This window comes from Nostoc sp. DedQUE05 (assembly GCF_034530955.1).
Classification (GTDB): domain Bacteria; phylum Cyanobacteriota; class Cyanobacteriia; order Cyanobacteriales; family Nostocaceae; genus Nostoc.
In genome coordinates this window covers 18595-37001 of sequence record NZ_JAVRCB010000023.1, presented here as the reverse complement: position 1 = coordinate 37001, position 18407 = coordinate 18595, and the positions used below count along the sequence as shown (strand labels likewise).

Sequence of the window (18407 nt, the reverse complement as noted above, 5' to 3'; positions counted from 1 at the left end):
TACATCTCTACACTCTTTTTCACTCAGATTTATTTGATAAAATTTTCAGGTATTTAGCCCACGATCCAGACAGGGAATGAAAAGTAGTGTAATTCAATTACTTGAAAAATACTGTCAATAGGGTGATATAAATTTTTGACAAGAGAATAAACTTTTTATATCAACACGCTGTTGGGGCACGACATTTTTCTGTATTACCCGGAGTATTCCAGGCAATTAAAAAGACCATATTACTTGTGAAGAATAGTTTAAAATCTGTAACCTGAAGCCAGTTCAATTACTCAGATCGATCGCCAACCCTAACTAGATTGGACTAAGTTAGAAATCGCCACGAGCAATTCCTCTGGTGCTACAGGCTTAACGATGTGCTGTTGAAATCCTGCTCTTAGTGCGTACTGCTGATTGATTTCGCCTGCATAAGCAGTCAGAGCGATCGCAGGTATCTTTTTTCCCCCAACTTTTGCTTCTAGAGTTCGCACCTGTTGCATCAGCATATAGCCGTTCATCTCTGGCATTCCAATATCGCTGAGTAAGATATCTGGCTTTGACTGGGTTAGCGCTTGTAATGCTTCATCTCCTGATGCTACTGCGGTGACGATCGCGCCAAACTGTTCCAGTACAAAACTAAAAAAGTCGCGGGTATCATCATTGTCATCCACAACCAGCACTTGTAAACCCATCAGGGGAGAGGAGGGAAAAGCGGTAGTTGAGGAATCAGTATTTGTGTCATTTTCGCTCGTCGTACTGTCTTCGATCAACGGCAACCTAACTGTGAAAATCGCTCCTTTGTCCTCACCAGGACTTTTTGCCCCAATCGTTCCGCCGTGCATCTCGATCAAATGACGAGCGATCGCTAAACCTAACCCTAATCCACCAAACCTTCTAGTTGTTGTACTGTCACCCTGACGGAAATAATCAAACATATAAGGTAGAAAATCAGGATCAATGCCTTTACCTGTATCGCTGACGGTAATCTGCGCTTGAGCGTCGATGCGCTCCAATCGCACATTTATTTTTCCCTTAGTCTCAGTAAACTTGACAGCATTCGATAAAAGATTCCAGAAAACTTGCTGTAAGCGGGCTGGATCGCCCAAAACTTTCCCCACATTTGGATCGAGCATCGTCTCAATCTCAATATTTTTAGCCTCTACTGCTAAATGCACTGTTTCCATTGCGGCTTCAATGGTGGATACCAGATCGACTGGGATCGTGTTGAGGCTGAGTTTGCCTTGGAGGATGCGAGAAACATCTAGTAAGTCTTCAATTAGTTGAGCTTGTAATTTGGCATTGCGCTCAATAGTTTTCAGTGCTTTGTTGAGTCCTGCCTCATCAAATTTCCGGCTCTGCAACAGTTTTGCCCAACCGAGAATCGGATTCAAGGGCGATCGCAATTCATGAGAAAGTACCGCCAAAAACTCATCTTTGATTCGGTTAGCAGCCTCAGCTTCCGCCCTAGCTCTTTGCTCAAGTTGCAAAAGGCGATCGCGTTCTGATTCGCTGCGTTTGCGATCGGTGATATCAGTTAGCATGGCGATCGCACCCAAGCACTCACCTTGTTCGTTCAAAATCGCTCTGGCAGAAATCAGTGTCCAGATGTACGAACCATCTTGGCAACGCAATCGCCCTTCTTTGAGATCGCTCCCTTCTCCTTTGAACCACTCCAGTTTTGCTTCATCGGCGATATCATCAGCCAGATCCATAAAATCAAATATAGAACGACCGAGTATTTCTGCTGCCGGATAACCCAACATCTGAGATATCCGCTGATTCACAAACTCTGTTCGGGTTTGGGAGTCAATCATCCAGATTCCCTCATAAGAGGTATCAACAATTCGGCGATACTTGGCTTCACTCTTCTGTAAAGACTCCTCTGCTTGCTTGCGCTTACGCCGCTCCTTAGCTTCCCGCAATGCGCGTTGCACCGAGGGAACTAACCGCCCTATGCGTTGCTTTAATACATAATCGGTTGCACCGTTCTTCAAAGCTTCGATCGCTAATTCTTCACCCAGAGCAGCAGAAACAAAGATAAAAGGAATCTCAGGACAACGATTCCGGGCAATTTCCAAGGCAGAAATTCCATCAAAAGATGGCAAGGCATAATCGGCAAGAATTAAATCGAAAGTTTCTGTTTCCAAGGCAGCTAGGAAATCAGCACCGGTTTCGACTCGGATCAGTTCGCAATTAATTCCCCCTTCGGTTAATATCATTTGAGCAAGCTCTGCATCTAACAGGCTGTCTTCCAAAAGGAGAAAACGGAGAACATTCATCAGTTGCTCTCCTTTTGAAGATGAGGAGCCGGAGGTAAAGCCCCAACTGGAGGCTGATTGATCACTGCCCAAAACAAGCCAACACCTTTAATAGAATCGGCAAAATCACGGTAATCTACTGGTTTGACAATATAAGCATTGACCCCTAACTCGTAGCAGCGAACTAGGTCAGGCTCCTCGCGAGAAGAAGTCAGTACCACCACTGGAATTACTCGCATTACTGGGTCAGATTTGAGTTGCGCCAGCACTTCTAGTCCATCAACTTTAGGCAGTTTCAAATCGAGCAACACTACAACAGGATACCCTTCCATTCGCAACCGGAACAACCCCCGGCGATAAAGATAATCTAGTGCTTCTTCGCCATCACGTACCACCACTACTTCATTGGCGAGATGGTTTTCTGACAAGGCGGCTAGGATTAACTCTGCATCGTTGGAACTGTCTTCAATTAGCAAAATTCGCTTCAGTTCTTTCATTCACTCTCCTTGTTGGACAATTTAGGCAGCGAGAAATAAAAAGTGGCGCCACTGTCAACTACAGCCTCTGCCCAAACTCGACCATTATGCCGATGAATAATGCGTTGCACGTTTGCCAATCCAACACCAGTGCCTTCAAATTGTGGGTCGCTATGCAGGCGTTGAAATACTCCGAATAGCTTGTGGACATATTGCATATTAAAGCCTACGCCGTTATCTTGTACAAAAAAGATAACTTCGTTTTCGTTGTCAATACTGCCAACAGTAATTTCTGCTGGGTTTCGAGTCTGGCTATATTTTACGGCATTGCCTATCAAGTTGCGAAGCACCAGTCGCAGCATGGAGGGATCGCCCTGCGCTTCTGGTAATGGGTCTATGTGCCAATGGATTGTCCGCCCTGAAGTTTCTGCAATTAAATCGCGTTTTACCTCATGTACCAATTCCTCCATATTCAAGTTGATGTAGCGCATTTCGGTGCGCCCCATCCGAGAAAATGTCAGCAATTCATCGATCAGTATTCCTGCCTGTTTGGCAGTGTCGGCAATTATTTTCAAATAGCGCTGACTTGTTTGATCTAGGCTTGTTGAGCTATGGCGCTTCTGAAGCAATTCGACAAATCCGGCGATGTGGCGCAGTGGTGCCCGCAAGTCGTGAGAAACTGAGTAAGAGAAGGATTCGAGTTCTTTATTAGAGGCTTCGAGTTGGGCAGTGCGCTCTTGAATTCGCTGCTCTAGCATTTCGTTGAGTTGTTGCAGGGAGGCTTCGGCAACTTTGCGATCGTGAATGTCGCTGGCGATGCCCACCCATTTGATAATCTGTCCGCTTGGATCTCGAAATGGTAAACCCCGGACAATATGCCAACGATAGCTACCATCAGAAACTTGACGAAAGCGAATTTCTATTTCGTAGCTGGTGGCGTTAGCAACAGCCTGCATCGAACTTTTAAAGACGCGATCGCGGTCATCGGCGTGAATGGCATAAATCCAGCCATAGCCTGTAGTCTGCTCCATTGTCAGTCCGGTGAAATCCAACCAGTGTTGATTGCAATAGGTAATACCACCATCGCGATCGCCCATCCAAATGGCCTGCGGTGACACCTCCGTTAAAATTCGGTATCGCTCCTCGCTGTCACGTAGCGCTTTTTCTGCTAACTTGCGATCGTGGATATCAACACAAGAGCCGATATAGCCGAGAAATTCTCCTGTTGGTGTCAAGCGTGGCACACCAGTATCCAAAAGCCAACGGTATTCGCCATCAAAGCGTCTGAGGCGATATTCCATTGTAAATTTTTGTCGGGCATCAAAGGCATTGATGTATGTATCTAAGCAACGCTGAAAATCATCGGGATGTACACCTTCAGCCCACCCATTGCCCATCTCTTGCTCCAGAGTCCGCCCGGTAAAATCTAGCCAGAATTTATTAAAGTAGTTACAAAGTGTGTCAGTGCCGGACATCCACACCAGTATGGGAGTGGTGTCTGCCATCTGACGAAAGCGCAATTCACTTTCGCGTAACGCTGCTTCTGCTTGGTTGCGATCGCGTAGCGCAGCTTGCCGTTCGCTAATGTCAGCGATCAATGCTACATACCCTTCAACGATTCCCTGTTGATTAAACTGGGGAACAAAAATAGCATTAATGTAGCGTGTGCCACCATCTTTATAAGGCATTTGACTTTCAAATGTTACCTGCTCTCCTGCGAGTACCTGTTCTACATAGTGACGAACTCCTTGATATGCAGGTTCGCCCACAACTTCCCAAAGATGCTTTCCATAGATATCTGCCGCCGGATGTCCAAACCACTCTTCATATACTCGATTGTTGAAGCGGTAGCGTTGTTGTGAATCTACAAAGGAAATCAGAACTGGCAGTGTATCTGTAATTAAACGAAGTTCTGTTTCTCGTTGCCGCAGTGCTTCTTCTATGAGCTTACGGTTGGTGATATCGCGCCAGCAATCTATTGCACCAATAATCTCACCTTGGGAATCTCGAATTGGTACGACATTGGCGATCGCTGTAATTGTAGTACCATCTGGACGTTCAATGATACATTCTTCATCGCGGATCGTTTCACCATAGCGCGTTGCACGATATAAAGGTAGTTGCTCTAAGGTGAGGGGCGTTACACCATCAGCCAAGAACAGACTGTAAAGCTGAACATAAGATTCAGAAGACATACCAACGAGAGATTCATTCGGTCTGCCCAAAAGTTTTTGCGCGAGTTTGCTGTTAGCGATAATTGGGAAATCAGGGGGGCCACCAGCGATCGTAATTCCCTCTGGGACGTGTTCTAGAAGCATTTGCAAAATGCTCTGGGCTTCTTCTGCTTGGCGGGAGCGATGCTGGGCTTCTGCTTGGGCTTGTTTGCGTTCGCTTAAGTCAAGTACAAAACCAATGATTGTCCGATCTCCCTGTTTAGCAAAACCAACTAGAACGGGAACTAGAGAGCCGTCTTTGCGGATGTATTCCTGCTCAAAGGGCTTACAACTCCCAGTTATTGTTAGTTCTTGAATCGCTTGCTCGCTTACCTCAATATATTGGAGTGGAACGATCTCGCCCCAGCGGATACGACCAGAGCGCAAATCCTCATGGGTATAATTGAGCATTTTGAGAAAGGCATCATTGGCTTCAACGATTAAGCCGTTCAGATTAGCCACAATCATCCCAATAATATTGGACTCGGTTAAGCGACTAAACCGAGCTTCACTTTCGTATAGTGACTTCAGGCTTGCCTCTACTTGCCGTTGGGCTGCGCGGCGTGATTCGTTAAGCCAGCTGATTAATCCTGCTGTCAGGATGAACACTACCAAGGGAACTAGAATATTCAGATTTGTAATGTTCTGCGCATCGAGTGGCTTAAAAAAGAAGTAATTGACTGCAAAAGTAGACAAAAGGGTAGCAAGTAACCCTGGCCCCAAGCCACCGTACCAGGCACTCACCATCACCGCAGCAAAAAATAGTGCCGCAGGTGTTGGCATGAGATATGGATGGAGTAGCAGAGTTGCCAATAGTGCTAAGGCAACGGATAGGGAAGCAACACCATAATGCAGCAGTTTCTCCCGAATGAATGCGCCCTTGTCTTTACCGCCAGCAAAGATTGTTTGAGATTCAGATGCCCTTGCCTTACGACTCATAACCCTACTCTGCTTCTGGAAAATACTGAGTTAGCAGTCTTTTGCCAGGTTCACCCATCTTCCGTAACATTTCTTCTATTAGTTTTAGCGCTATCAGTGAAGGGACTGTATGCCCATTCTCCCAACGGTTGACTGTTTTGAAAGAAACTCCGACTTTAGCAGCAAACTGTTTCTGAGAAAGATTGAGCTGCTGACGAAGTTCCCGAATTAAATCTAAAATTTCCAGCCGCTTTGTTAGAGACATCTCTGTGTTTTATCCCCATAGGATAATTAGCGTAGGACAGATGTCTTATTTATTGTCTCTTACTCAAGGAATATTTTCTCTGTTTTTGTCTCTAACTGAACCGTTTGAGTTCAAAGGTTCAACGGTGAAGCTCAGAGGTTCGGCGATGAAGCTCAAAGGTTCGGCGATGAAGCTCAAAGGTTCAACGATGAAGCTCAAAGGTTCAACGATGAAGCTCAAAGGTTCGGCGATGAAGCTAAAAGGGTCGGCGATGAAGCTTAAAGGTTCAACGATGAAGCTCAAAGGCTCAACGATGAAGCTCAAAGGCTCAACGATGAAGCTTAAAGGTTCAGCGATGAAGCTCAAAGGTTCAAGTTTCAGTATCTAAGGGTGAGAGGATGAATGAACAAGTATTTTTCATCACATCAAAGCCTCGGAAACCTAACCCCCCTAGCCCCTCTTCCCTACTCTACGGTGTACACACAAGTCGAATTACCCCCCTCAATCCCCCCGATGCATTGGGGGGAAGCCGGAAATCTAATTCCCTCCCCTTTGCAAGGGGAGGGTTAGGGTGGGGTATAACCCTGGTTAATCAGCTATTTCAGACTTGTGTGTACACCGTAGCTTCCCTACTAAGGAATGGGGGTTTCAAAGCCTCTCTTTGCTTGCCTAATGGCAGGTTGACGCCAACGGGGAGAGGAATGGAAGTGGGGTTTATAATATACTTTACGACTTTTCAAACATCCTCTGAAACTTGAGCTTTCCAATGTTCGGGTAGTTGAAGATTTTTCGGTGATTTTTACGGAGAATTTTGGTAAAAACTATGGCACTAAGTGAAAACGGTAGAATACGCCCAAATAACTAATGATGCTGCGATCGCTTAACTCGATTGCCGCCAATGTGTAGGTGCTTCGATATAATCAGGTAGGCGAGTGGTGCGATCGCCAACTGCCTCTCTAATCTGATGCAACTCTAAATTTTTTGCTCCTGTCAAAATAGTCCCTTCCAGTTTGACATCATTGAGATTAGCTTGTGAAAAGTTAGCTCCCATGAGGTTTGCCTGAGTCAGGTTAGCTTGATAAAAGGTTGCTCTATAAAGGTTTGCTCCAATCAGATTAGCCTGATACAGGTCAGCTTCCGTTAAGCTAGCTTCTGAGAGGTTGGCAAAATAGACTTCTGTTTGGTGGAGTTTGGCTGCATTCAAATTAGCCCCAGAAAGGTTAGCTCCATTCAGATTTGCCCCACAAAGATTAGCACCAATCAAACCCGTTTGCTGCAAGTTGGCTTTACCCAATTTTGCTCCTTGTAAATTAGCTAAAAACAACTTTGCTCCAGAGAGATTAGCAGCTTTTAAGGTCGCTTGTTGCAAATTAGCTTTATAAAGGTTCGCCCCTTGTAAATTAGCTGCACGCAGACTTGCACCAGAGAGGTTGGCTGAACGCAGGTTAGCTCCAGAGAGGTTAGTACGATTCAGGTTAGCCCAACAAAGGTTGGCTCCATATAAACTAGCTTTTATTAATTTTGTTTCATAGAGAATCGACCTAATGAGTTTAGCGCCGCTAAGGTCACATCCACTCAAGTCAGCCCCACGCAGGTCAGCCCCACTCAAGTCAGCCCCACGCAGGTCAGCTTGTTGCAGGTTGGTTTTTAGTAGGTCTGCTTGTCTAATGTCGGTGTTACGTAAATCAAGTTTTTGATCTTTTGGGTCTTCGAGTAAATTACGCCTGCCGATAACAGTTAGAGCTGCTTGAATATCGGTGCGTATTTTGGGAAATTCTTCATGGAGATTTTGCTCTAACTGCGGCGTTGGACGCGACCCACTTCTACGCCGACTTGAGTAAATTGCTCCTTGATATTCCGGCTTTTGTTGCTCGCCTTTTAGGTGTTGGATGGGTGCATTCTCTCGCACAAAGGCAGTGAGAATTTCCATAATTGTCCAGTGTTCTTGAGGAAAATCCTGAGCAACCCTTTCTAAAGCATAAATTGCACCTGTCCGAGTTTCCACCTTTTCATGGCCAAGCTGGGCAATTGCGCCCATAAAGCGCTCTGCAATCAATCTGTCTTGATTGAGTTTGGCATTTTGCAAGCCAATTTCTAAGTTTTTCTCAGATGCGATCGCACTCTTGTGCATCGCTTGGGCACGTCTTGCTGCATAATAAGTATTAAACATTGCTGTCGATGCCAGAAAAACTATTGCAGTAGTTGTTAAAGCTTGGTTTCTAAACTGGATTTTTTCTTGAATTGACAATTCTTTAATATTGGACAAGGCAAAGAAAATTACAGTCAACGAACAGCCAAATATAGCTGTTAAAGTTATCAACCAATTCAAAAGAGCGTCTGTCTTTTTAGAAGACATGGTAAAAATTTTCCTTACAACCTAGAATTATTACTTAGATGTTGAGGAAAAATAGTATAGCATTTAGCAGAAATTTATAATAGGTGTCAAAACACTTATTGAACTAGGGAATTATATCTAATATAATTTTACGTCACACATCAAGAAACGCTTGCGCTACAAAAATTACGAATTACGCTGAAAATAGAGAATGAGGAGAGAGGCAATTAATCACGGCTCTACTAAAGAGTAGGGAAAAATTTTTCATTTACTTGCATTCTTCCCCTTAATCCCCTCTTTAATAAGGGTAGGGAAGACAAAGCGTGGTTTTGCTGGGGTGGAGTTTTTAGCGTTTAATAAGCAATCAAGCGGATATGATATTACTCAGAAAATTTGGTTTCTCTGAGGTTTGCTTCATCAAGTATGGTGTCATAAAGAATTGCTCCATGCAAGCTAGCTAGATATAAACTGGCACGATGCAGGTTAGCTTTAGAAAGATTAGCTTTCTCTAGATTAGCTGCACTGAGGATTGCTCCTTCTAAGTTCGCTAGATATAAATTAGCTCCTTCTAGATTAGCTGCACTAAGTATTGCCCCCGCTAGATTTGCTTCTCTAAGATTAGCCCCAGCTAGATTAGCTTGATAGAGATTTATCTGTTGGAGATTCGCCCCTTTCAAGTTTGCTCCTCTGATATCCGTGAAGCTCAAATCAAGTTGCTCATTTACTGGGTCTTTGTTTGCATCTCTTCTGGCGATAACAGTCAGCGCGGCTTGAATATCTAAACGAATTTTTGTTGACACGTGGCTCGTTACTTCCTCTTGGGGTATATAAGGAGCATTTTTTCGTACAAAACTAGTAAGAATATCTACGATCGTCCAATGGTACTGGGGATAGGTATAAGCAATTTGTTCTAAATCATTGATTACAGCTAGACTGATTTCTAGAGTGTTATTTTCTAGCTGTTGGCTTGCTATTCTGAAGCGTCGTTTTAGCGACTGATGCTGATTTTGTTTAACTTGTTTCTCGAAAACAGGTATCCGCAGGAATATTTGGGATAACTGGATGTGACTTTTTGATAAAATTTTTTTCATGGCATGAAAGGCATTAATAATTAATGGAAATAAATTTCAATTTTTAATTTTGTTGAATAAATTATTTACGTCTGCTATTGTTTCATACATAGTTAATACTGAAATTTATTTATGGAAGCAACAAAATGGAAAATATAACTTCTTCCTTAAGTAGACATTCCCAATAATCAGTTGTATTCACTAGTCTTTAGTCTTCACGGACAATTAACTCTCGTCATGATAATTTTGATTTATTTATAATCATTGATTAACTAAAAATGACTATTAAACCTCAGCAAAATATACAATCAATAGTTAAAAATCTGGTGTTAATTGGTGGCGGTCACAGCCATGCTATTGTTATAAAAATGTTCCGTATCAAACCGTTAACAGGAGTACGTTTGATACTGATTACCACAGCATCAGAGACAGCCTACTCTGGGATGTTACCAGGACATATTGCCGGATTTTACAGCCACAATGAATGCCATATTGACTTGCAACCCTTGGCGAACTTTGCTCAAGTACAATTGTATATTGACACAGTAGTTGCCCTTGACTTAAAAAACAACAAAGTTCTTTGTGATAACGGACTTGCGGTAGATTTTGATGTGCTGTCTATTGATATTGGCAGCACTCCAGCCATACTGTCTGTATCAGGTGCGGCAGAATATGCGATCGCAGCTAAACCAGTATCGCAGTTATTAGAGCATTGGTATGAACTAATTGAAGCTGTAGGTAAAAATCCTCAAGAACCAATTAGCATTGCGATCGTAGGTGGTGGCGCTGGCGGTGTAGAATTAGCGCTATCGATGCAATCTCGTTTACATCGGATTTTGCACGAAACTAAACAACCTATTCAAAACCTAGAAATTCATTTATTCCAACGCGGACAAGAACTGATGCCCAATTATCATCAATCAGTACGGCATCAACTTCAGCAAATTTTAACTGACCGAGGGATTAAGTTACATCTGAGAGAATTTGTGTGTAAAATTGCACCTAAAACCCAGAATGAAGCTAAAGAAGTATTTGAAATTAAATGTGAATCTGGTTTGACAGTAGAGTTCAATAAGATTTTTTGGGTAACACAAGCATCAGCACCCGAATGGTTAAAAAATGCTGGACTAGCAACTGATGAGCAAGGTTTTATTTTGGTAGAAGACACGTTGCAATCTCAAACGCACCCGCAGGTATTTGCTGCTGGTGACATTGCCACAATGGTAAATCATCAGCGTCCGAAAGCTGGGGTATTTGCTGTTAGACAAGGTAAACCTTTGTTTGAGAATTTGCAGCGAATTTTATTAGGCAAGCCACTCAAACCTTATAAGCCACAGAAACAATATTTAAGTTTAATTGGTACAGGGGACAAACGAGCGATCGCTACCAAAGGCATCTTTACTTTACCACCTCACAAACTCTTGTGGCATTACAAAGATTGGATTGACCGCCGTTTTATGGAACGCTTTCGCTTTGAAGAAACAAAGGAGTAGAAAGTGGGTAAGAAGCAGGAGGCTGGAGGGAGAATAAAATTACCTCTTTCCCCTCTGCCTCTTTCTAATGACTAATGATATCATGTCCGCCAAATTACCCATAATAAAAGAACCCCACCCCCAACCCCTCCCCGCTCTTCGGGCTACGGTGTATACACAAGTCAAATTACCCCCCTTAATCCCCCCTTATCAAGGGGGGAAACAGGAAATTTAGTTCCCTCCCCAATACATACGGGGAGGGTTAGGGTGGGGTAAAACTGACACAAAGAACCAGGTGAATAAACTATTTCAGACTTGTGTATACACCGTAGGCTCTTCGGGAGGGGAGACAAAGCATAGCTTTGGCGGGGTGGGGTTCTTCGGATTTAATAAGTAATCAAGCGAACATGATATGACAAATGACAAATGACAAATCCCCTCATCTAAGCTGTTCAATTAGCTCAATAATTTGTTGGTAATACTGAATATTCCCTTCTTGGTAATATAAGTCTGCGGATTTCTGAAAATCTTTAATTGCTCCCTGAGAGTCTCCCAAATTCCGGTAGACATCTGCTCGAAGGATGTAAGCTGAAGCCCAATTAGGTTGACGCTGTAAGGCTTGGTTTAAGTCTGCAAGCGCTCCTGGTAAGTCTCCCAACAGAGAACGGCTACGACCTCGATTGTACCAGTCTTCGGCAAAACTGGGGTCGATCGCGATCGCTCGACTGTAATCTTCTATTGCCCCTTGATAATCTTCTAGGGCATAGCGAGCATTAGCGCGATCGCTATAAAATGCAGCAGATTGGGGATTTATTTGCAAAGCTTGGGTGTAATCTGCGATCGCACTTTCATAAGCTTCTAAAGCATAATGAGTGGAACCTCGGTTGTAATATGCTTCAATTAAATCAGGATTAATTTTTAATGCTTGGTTATAATCTGCGATCGCTCCTTGTTCATCTCCTAAAAGACGACGAGCATTTCCTCGATTGCAATACGCTTGAGAAAAATCAGGAACAAGCTCTATGGCTTGAGTGTTATCATCAATTGCTCCCTGTAAATCTTGCAGGGCTTCACGAGCAATACTCCGACCATAATAAGCTGCGGCTAAGTTATCATTAATTTGCAATGCTCGATCGTAATCTTTAATTGCGCCTTTATAATCTCCTATAGAACGACGAGCCGCCGCGCGATCGCAATATCCTTCTGCTAAATTAGGATTGAGTTGTAATAGGCGATTACTATCTTCAATTGCACCTTGATAATCTCCCAATCGCCGACGAGCATTAGCGCGAAAGCCATATACTAAAGCTAGAGTCGGATTTTCTTGTAATGCTTGGTCATAATCTGCGATCGCACCCTGATAGTCTTCAAGAGTACTACGAACCAGACCTCGCTCACAATAAGCTTGCACATCATCAGGATTCAGCTTTAATGCTTGGTTAAAATCTTCAATTGCTTCATGATAGTTTTTGAGGTGAGCAAGCACCAAACCCCGATTATAGTACGCTCCGGCAAAGTTGGGATTGATTTTTAGGGCGCGGTTGTAATCTGCGATCGCACTTTGATAATCTGCTAAAGCGTAGTGAGCATTACCTCGGTTATGATAAGCTTCCGCCAAATTAGGATCTAATTTTAATGCTTGATTATGGTCAGCGATCGCTTCTTGATAATTGCCTAAAATATGGTGGATGTTACCGCGATTGCTGTAAGCTGCGGCAAAATGGGGATGCCATTGTAAAGCTTGCTGAAAATCTGCAATTGCTCCTTGACGATCGCCACGTTCAAAACGAGTTACGCCGCGATTATGATAAGCGTTAGCAATATCAATATTGATATTATCAGCTAATTGGGTACTCATTTCGATTGTTTGGATATAATCTGCGATCGCTTTATCGTAGTTTTCCAAAGCAAAGTAGGCATTCCCCCGGCTGTGGTAAGATTGCGCTAGATTGGGATCGATTTGTAATGCGACGTTATGATCTGCGATTGCGCCTTGATAATCGGCTAAAAAGTAACGAGCATTAGCGCGGTTGTAATAGGCTATGGCAAAATTAGGATTAATTTCGATGGCGCGATTAAAGTTAGCGATCGCATTGCGATAATCTTTGAGTTGACCACTTAAAATCAGCCCTAGATTATGGTAAGCTTCGGCATAGTCAGGATTTAACTTGATTGCTTGGGTGTAAGCTGCGATCGCGGCTTGATAGTCTCCTTGCAAATTTTGGTTTAATCCTTGGTTAAAAAAATCTTCTGCATTCATATAACTTTTTTGGCTTTTGACATTCTCTAGCCTAAAACATTGGGATTGTTAACGATATGTTTTTAAAATTATTCCAACTACTATTGTGCCGGTTGCTAGCATTTTTTGTTTCAATCGCGCGAACGGGTTTCATTTATTTGAAAGTCTAATTAAAGCTTAAAAGTTATGAACAGCATAATTCACCCCATTAGGTTTCGAGTCATTGAGCGCAAAATCACACCCGAAAGGTCTTACTGGCATTTTAGAAAAGGTAAAACTTTTTACAACCCATTAAATTTACCAGATGGCGATATTGAATTCATGTTTGGCACAACTAAAAAGAAAGTTGTTGTTGAGTTATTTCGGATTAATGGCGGAAAAGTTGGCTACTATCTAGCAGACTTACGCCAAAAAAAATACTACTACTGCGGGCAAGATTGGGATAGTGTAAGAGTGCAGTTGCGCGAGCTTGGCATTGGCAGAGACGATCCAATGGAGTAGGCGATTACAAAAATCCTCTTGAAAAGTTCTTCAGGAGGGGTTTTAGTTAGTTCTATTTAGCTTTCAAGACATCAACTAATCGCCTATGGTCTTTATCTCGTTCCCAGTCTCCGACTGGGAATGCCGTCCTTGAGGCTCTGCCTCAAGACTCGCAGCAGAGCAGCATTTCCCGACTTTGCCTGGAAACAAGGTTTTAAAGGAGTTTCAGCTTAAGTTGACACTAATGGCAAGATGCCCACCCCACAATATTGGATAATTTCTTTTTTGGAGTTCCCTGATTACAAACCCTAAAATGCTTTTGCGATAAAACAATTGATAATTGCTATATCTGAGATAAAGACAGAGTAGATGTAGAAGATAATTTATCGTCTACCTTTTCAGAGTTGCTCTGCATAATTTCAAATTTGCAGTCTGAAGAATAATCAGGTAACTCATAACCAACACTCTTAACATGAGCCAACATCAACTCATCTCGTTTATGCCAAACAGCAAATATTTTCTCCCTACCATCATGTAGTGTTTCTAAATCAATTTGATAAACCTGATTCACTAGTTTTAGCTTCAAACCTAATAGATTTAGTAGTCGCCCAAGTATTTTTATGGCTGAAACTTTTTCTTTCTCGCCGACTAAATTAATACCAAGCGCTCTTTTAACATGCTTACTATGCTGAAAAGCAATATTTTTCAGCAATATCAAATCTGTATCGTTTTCATGAAATTCGCGTTTTTCTTCGAGAAACTGAAGCATCCCTAATGCTCTCATAGCTTCAATCTTGAGCGTATAAGTTTTTAAATCTGGAAGAAAAACTTTTCCTTCACCCCAAGACAATTGCTGATGCCATTCTTGCTCATCTCTAACGTGAAAATACTCGCTCTCGTGAGTTAAATAATAGTGAATTAACAGCTGACGATAATATCCTTGTTCATCCTGTAATTTCAGCCAAGGAGTAATTTCTACACCATATCTTTGTCTAAGAACATATTTATTAATTTGGTTGCGTTCTCCATCCGTTAGGGAATGCTTAACTAACATCTGCTCATATTCTACATAATCGATATCTTTAGCATTAGCGACAGCAGTAGCTACCGATAGTTGGTTTTGCTGCTTAATTTCTTTAATTTTACGTTTAATTTCTTTAGCTTTTTGGCGACTTTGTGCCCAATCTTTTTGAACTTTAACAATTTCTAAGATTAACCTTTTGCGGGTAGCTAAATCATCGGCATCGGTTGCTAAAAAGGCTAGGCGTAAATCTCGAATAATATTATTGTGAACTGCATTACTCCGCACCTGAATTTGATGCCCATCAGCAATCAAACCATCTTGCATCGATTGTCGATAGAGACGAATAGAAGCATTTACTCTTGCAGATAACTTCGCCCAAGTTCGCAAATGAATCGGGTCATAAACTAAGGGTAAATCCACATCTATTTTATGTAGGGGACTCAGCAAAGCTAAGTTTTCTTTTTGATTTTCTTGATACCAATCAGATAACAAACGGTAATTTGTACTCCCACTACCAATTAAACCAATACCTCGTTTAGCACACCAGACAACACGCGGTACATCATCCCGGACTCTTGCTAACGCTTGTCTTGCTTCCGAGTCAGGAATTACCCCTTGAAAAATTCCATAAACACGGTCGAAATGTTGGACATCAATACTAATTCCTGTACCAAGACTAGGGGTAACAAAAACGCCGTCATATTCAGATATTTTTTGATTGATTGCTGCAATAAAATCAACTGCTGCGTGACCAGGTGTATTTGTTGTGTGACTACTAACTACCAGAGTTTTAGTAAATTGTCGCCGTAATTTTTGTAGCCTTTCTTTCAAATAACGTTCAATTGTTTCACAACTATAACGCCCAGCCCGACTATCAGTAGTAACATAACATTTACGTCCAGCAAGTAAATCCAATTCTAGTTGGTGAATTAGCGGTGTTGGATTCGGTGAATCATAAAAAGTTATGTCCCAACCTTGTTGAGGCTTCCACTGATTGAGAACTACCCAAGGTGTTAATTTAATTCCTGCCAATTCCTGTAAATATTCAAGTGAAACATTTGATAAATCAGCATCTTGGGCAATTACTAACCCCCCACTTGTTAAAACTGTTGCAATGAGTTGCTGGAATAACTTTAATATTTTTACCCGCTTATGCTTACAAGTATTACTGTTTAACAGATGCCATAAAGATTGCTCTACTTCATCTAAAATTACTATTGCTCCCCGCCAATGTTCTGGATTAAGTTTCCAAATCGAATCAACGCACAAGCCGAGAGATTGCTGAGGGAATAGAGAGCGTAGGATAGGAGGAGCCGGGGTAAGTGTTTTATTAATATTTTTCTCTCCATCTTCTTTATATGTTCCCCATTGAATACCAATTTTTTCACATAAGAATCGTCCAAGTAAGATTCTGTGAGTAATTAACAAAACGGGTTGATTTCGACTTTTTGCTTGTTGAACAACGCCTTGTAGTGCCGTAGTTTTTCCCGTTCCTTTCGCTGATTTGACTCCTACTAATCCAGAAGTGGGGAAAGGTATTTCACCTATATAAGGACGGTTGAAGATAAGTGCAGCAGGAATACTTAACTCTGTGTGGGGTTTGGTTTGAGCAAGATAGATTTCTAAATCAACACTTTGGCGATATACTCTCTCAAAATTATTTGCACCCTTAGCAACAATAAACTCATCAACCCCTTTTTCTATTCCTGGAAGTTCGATGACTTTTACAGGACAATTTTTTTGCTGAAATAAACAACCAAGTTGAGAAATAGCATTATTTACAGCAGCAATTGTTTTGGGTTGAGTTTCAAAATCAAAGCAAATGTAAAAGCTGCGCTTTGTAATCGCAAATGCAGCTAAATCAGGAATTAGCTGACGACGGGTAACTTTACCAAATTCATCTTTCACAACCCGATAACCACTGGTAATTCCGGGAATAGCAATAGCTACATATCCTTGCGTCAACAATGTGGCTGCTTTCTTTGCACCTTCACAGATGATAAGGGGAATGTTCTGTTGCATCACCCATTGCCAAAAGCCTCTAGCCTCGCCATCAGGAGTAATGGTGATATTATTAGGCATGACCAAATTGTAACGCCCAGCGACTTGCTGCCACACTTGCAACGTTACCCGCAAACAAAACACCCGCGTTGGTGTGCTAGGGGGATGCTCGTATTTGATGGACTTGCCATTGTGATTTTGTCGGGGTTGGTTTGGCTTAAAGCATCCCCATTCCATCATTTGCCAATTATTTAGAGGGTCTAGTCCCGAACACCACCAACCACCTTCTGTGATGTGAGCGTAACGCTGCAACCAACTACTTTTCACCATTCCGGTATTGGTGCGGGGGAGTAGCTCAGAAATCAACAGGTACTCATAAGCTGTTACACCTTGGAGCGACCTAAAATTGAGATGCACTAAGTGTAAGTCTATACCACTGCTCTTGACTAATTCTTCAAGGTGTTGGGGGTGTAAATAGTGCAGATGCATAGGGAAAAGCGCGAAGGGAAGACAATGAGATTAAAACAGTAACATGCATCTGCTTTTTTTTAATACGCGAGATTGCGAGGCTTTTGTGATGCTTTTTTTACTTCGTTGCTGGAGACACATCGGTTAGAACTGTAGTGGGTTATTCTGCCTATTAGATCCCCGAAGTAATAATTTTGTATTGTGATATTTGTTCGCTTTTAATTTTTATTTATCAGTAAATTTCTGCGTTAAAGAATGCGATCGCCCTATAACATCGCTATAAGGTAATATCTTCATATACTTCAGCAAAAGCTTTACACTGAGCATCCACTCTATATCACGCCTGTAACCTCTCTGAATGAATACAAAACGCTTACTCTACATAGTCCTTGAACTCTGCTCCAAAGGTTTGAGATAGTCTGAAATATTAATTTTTATTTGCGATCGCAGCTAATACAGATACCTCAACGTAAAACTTTTACTCCAGTAGCACGGTAACTTCTCAAGCTGATTGGAGGTAAAATAAACAACAACTTTTAAAATAAGTTCAATCTGCTTTATAAACCCTTTGCTTTTAGTTGCGAATGTTAGGAAATATGGCTTTGTACTTTTTCATTTTTCCGTGTGTTTGTTTCATCACTGGCTATTTTTTATTCAAAAATAGAAATAATGAAATCTCACATTTAGTGACTGTATTTGCAGCTATCAGCCTGATTTTAGGTTTAATGTTGGCTCCTTGGCAGATTTTACTTCTACTGTTAACTCTTATTCTTATCAGTACAAGCTACGAGTATTATACAAACAAAATAGTCAGCAGGGAAACACAATCTACACAACAGCCAGTTCCCAAATCAGAACCAGATTATCACTTAATCTACCGTGGAGCTTCCTATCGTCATGACCTCAACCCCAAATTAGATGGAGAAACCACACCATCAGTAACCCATAAGTTGAGCTTTCGGGGATGTATTTATGTTGTTGGCGCCGATCCTAATACGCAATCGACTGGAATCATTACACCACAAGCAACTCATAAGTTGAGCTTTCGAGGAAGCACCTATTCTATAAATAGAACTACGCACAGAGAAATTAAAGAGCAAAGTAGTTAGAAACTTGGTGCAAGTCTTTGAAAGTTTACATTTTATTGGCTCATATCTTTCAAATCCAAGAGGCGATACAATGGGCTATGACAATCTCTAACACTACACTACCGATGAGGTA

Annotated in this window: 12 protein-coding genes; 4 read left to right on the top strand and 8 right to left on the bottom strand. The window is 42.0% G+C overall.

The genetic code is table 11. The annotated features are described in order from the left end of the window. Positions 1-299: 299 nt before the first annotated feature. From RMZ42_RS18190 to RMZ42_RS18175, 4 genes are read right to left on the bottom strand one after another with little or no spacing between them, the layout of a single operon-like run. Entirely contained in the window at positions 300-2267 is a 1968-nt protein-coding gene (locus tag RMZ42_RS18190) for a response regulator (protein ID WP_322672704.1), read from the bottom strand. Then, the gene (locus RMZ42_RS18185; RefSeq protein WP_322672703.1) at positions 2267-2743 is read right to left on the bottom strand and encodes a response regulator; all 477 of its coding nucleotides are present in this window, start codon (positions 2741-2743) and stop codon (positions 2267-2269) included. Before RMZ42_RS18185 ends, RMZ42_RS18190 begins: the two co-directional genes overlap by 1 nt. After that, entirely contained in the window at positions 2740-5874 is a 3135-nt protein-coding gene (locus RMZ42_RS18180; RefSeq protein ID WP_322672702.1) for a PAS domain S-box protein, read from the bottom strand. Before RMZ42_RS18180 ends, RMZ42_RS18185 begins: the two co-directional genes overlap by 4 nt. A gap of 4 nt (positions 5875-5878) precedes the next feature. Further along, a complete protein-coding gene (locus RMZ42_RS18175; RefSeq protein ID WP_322672701.1) occupies positions 5879-6118 on the bottom strand; it encodes a helix-turn-helix transcriptional regulator in 240 nt (79 codons plus the stop codon). A 40-nt stretch (positions 6119-6158) separates the two neighbouring features. Between RMZ42_RS18175 and RMZ42_RS18170 the strand changes: the two genes are divergently transcribed. Continuing rightward, positions 6159-6485 carry a hypothetical protein gene (locus RMZ42_RS18170; RefSeq protein ID WP_322672700.1) on the top strand — a complete coding sequence of 109 codons (327 nt, stop codon included), beginning with the start codon at positions 6159-6161 and terminating at the stop codon, positions 6483-6485. Positions 6486-6977: 492 nt separating this feature from the next. Here the strand turns inward: RMZ42_RS18170 and RMZ42_RS18165 are convergent, their stop codons facing one another. Then, positions 6978-8453 carry a pentapeptide repeat-containing protein gene (locus RMZ42_RS18165; RefSeq protein WP_322672699.1) on the bottom strand — a complete coding sequence of 492 codons (1476 nt, stop codon included), beginning with the start codon at positions 8451-8453 and terminating at the stop codon, positions 6978-6980. 359 nt (positions 8454-8812) lie between these two features. Beyond that, positions 8813-9523: a pentapeptide repeat-containing protein gene (locus tag RMZ42_RS18160; RefSeq protein WP_322672698.1), complete on the bottom strand. Its 711-nt coding sequence runs from the start codon at positions 9521-9523 to the stop codon at positions 8813-8815. Between the two features lie 257 nt (positions 9524-9780). Between RMZ42_RS18160 and RMZ42_RS18155 the strand changes: the two genes are divergently transcribed. After that, positions 9781-10995: an FAD-dependent oxidoreductase gene (locus RMZ42_RS18155; RefSeq protein WP_322672697.1), complete on the top strand. Its 1215-nt coding sequence runs from the start codon at positions 9781-9783 to the stop codon at positions 10993-10995. A gap of 418 nt (positions 10996-11413) precedes the next feature. Here the strand turns inward: RMZ42_RS18155 and RMZ42_RS18150 are convergent, their stop codons facing one another. After that, entirely contained in the window at positions 11414-13234 is a 1821-nt protein-coding gene (locus RMZ42_RS18150) for a tetratricopeptide repeat protein (RefSeq protein WP_322672696.1), read from the bottom strand. Between the two features lie 165 nt (positions 13235-13399). Here RMZ42_RS18150 and RMZ42_RS18145 point away from each other — a divergent pair, with 165 nt between their 5' ends. Next, a complete protein-coding gene (locus RMZ42_RS18145) occupies positions 13400-13714 on the top strand; it encodes a hypothetical protein (protein WP_322672695.1) in 315 nt (104 codons plus the stop codon). A gap of 322 nt (positions 13715-14036) precedes the next feature. Here RMZ42_RS18145 and RMZ42_RS18140 read toward each other — a convergent pair whose 3' ends face one another. Then, a complete protein-coding gene (locus tag RMZ42_RS18140; RefSeq protein ID WP_322672694.1) occupies positions 14037-17207 on the bottom strand; it encodes a plasmid replication protein, CyRepA1 family in 3171 nt (1056 codons plus the stop codon). A 665-nt stretch (positions 17208-17872) separates the two neighbouring features. Here RMZ42_RS18140 and RMZ42_RS18135 point away from each other — a divergent pair. Further along, the gene (locus RMZ42_RS18135) at positions 17873-18295 is read left to right on the top strand and encodes a hypothetical protein (RefSeq protein WP_322672693.1); all 423 of its coding nucleotides are present in this window, start codon (positions 17873-17875) and stop codon (positions 18293-18295) included. The last annotated feature ends 112 nt before the right edge of the window (positions 18296-18407 follow it).

What these genes read in the sequence shown, in the direction of transcription:
- RMZ42_RS18190 (WP_322672704.1), bottom strand. Translation starts at nt 2,267, where the DNA reads ATGAATGTTCTCCGTTTTCTCCTTTTGGAAGACAGCCTGTTAGATGCA.
- RMZ42_RS18185 (WP_322672703.1), bottom strand. Translation starts at nt 2,743, where the DNA reads ATGAAAGAACTGAAGCGAATTTTGCTAATTGAAGACAGTTCCAACGAT.
- RMZ42_RS18180 (WP_322672702.1), bottom strand. Translation starts at nt 5,874, where the DNA reads ATGAGTCGTAAGGCAAGGGCATCTGAATCTCAAACAATCTTTGCTGGC.
- RMZ42_RS18175 (WP_322672701.1), bottom strand. Translation starts at nt 6,118, where the DNA reads ATGTCTCTAACAAAGCGGCTGGAAATTTTAGATTTAATTCGGGAACTT.
- RMZ42_RS18170 (WP_322672700.1), top strand. Translation starts at nt 6,159, where the DNA reads ATGTCTTATTTATTGTCTCTTACTCAAGGAATATTTTCTCTGTTTTTG.
- RMZ42_RS18165 (WP_322672699.1), bottom strand. Translation starts at nt 8,453, where the DNA reads ATGTCTTCTAAAAAGACAGACGCTCTTTTGAATTGGTTGATAACTTTA.
- RMZ42_RS18160 (WP_322672698.1), bottom strand. Translation starts at nt 9,523, where the DNA reads ATGAAAAAAATTTTATCAAAAAGTCACATCCAGTTATCCCAAATATTC.
- RMZ42_RS18155 (WP_322672697.1), top strand. Translation starts at nt 9,781, where the DNA reads ATGACTATTAAACCTCAGCAAAATATACAATCAATAGTTAAAAATCTG.
- RMZ42_RS18150 (WP_322672696.1), bottom strand. Translation starts at nt 13,234, where the DNA reads ATGAATGCAGAAGATTTTTTTAACCAAGGATTAAACCAAAATTTGCAA.
- RMZ42_RS18145 (WP_322672695.1), top strand. Translation starts at nt 13,400, where the DNA reads ATGAACAGCATAATTCACCCCATTAGGTTTCGAGTCATTGAGCGCAAA.
- RMZ42_RS18140 (WP_322672694.1), bottom strand. Translation starts at nt 17,207, where the DNA reads ATGCATCTGCACTATTTACACCCCCAACACCTTGAAGAATTAGTCAAG.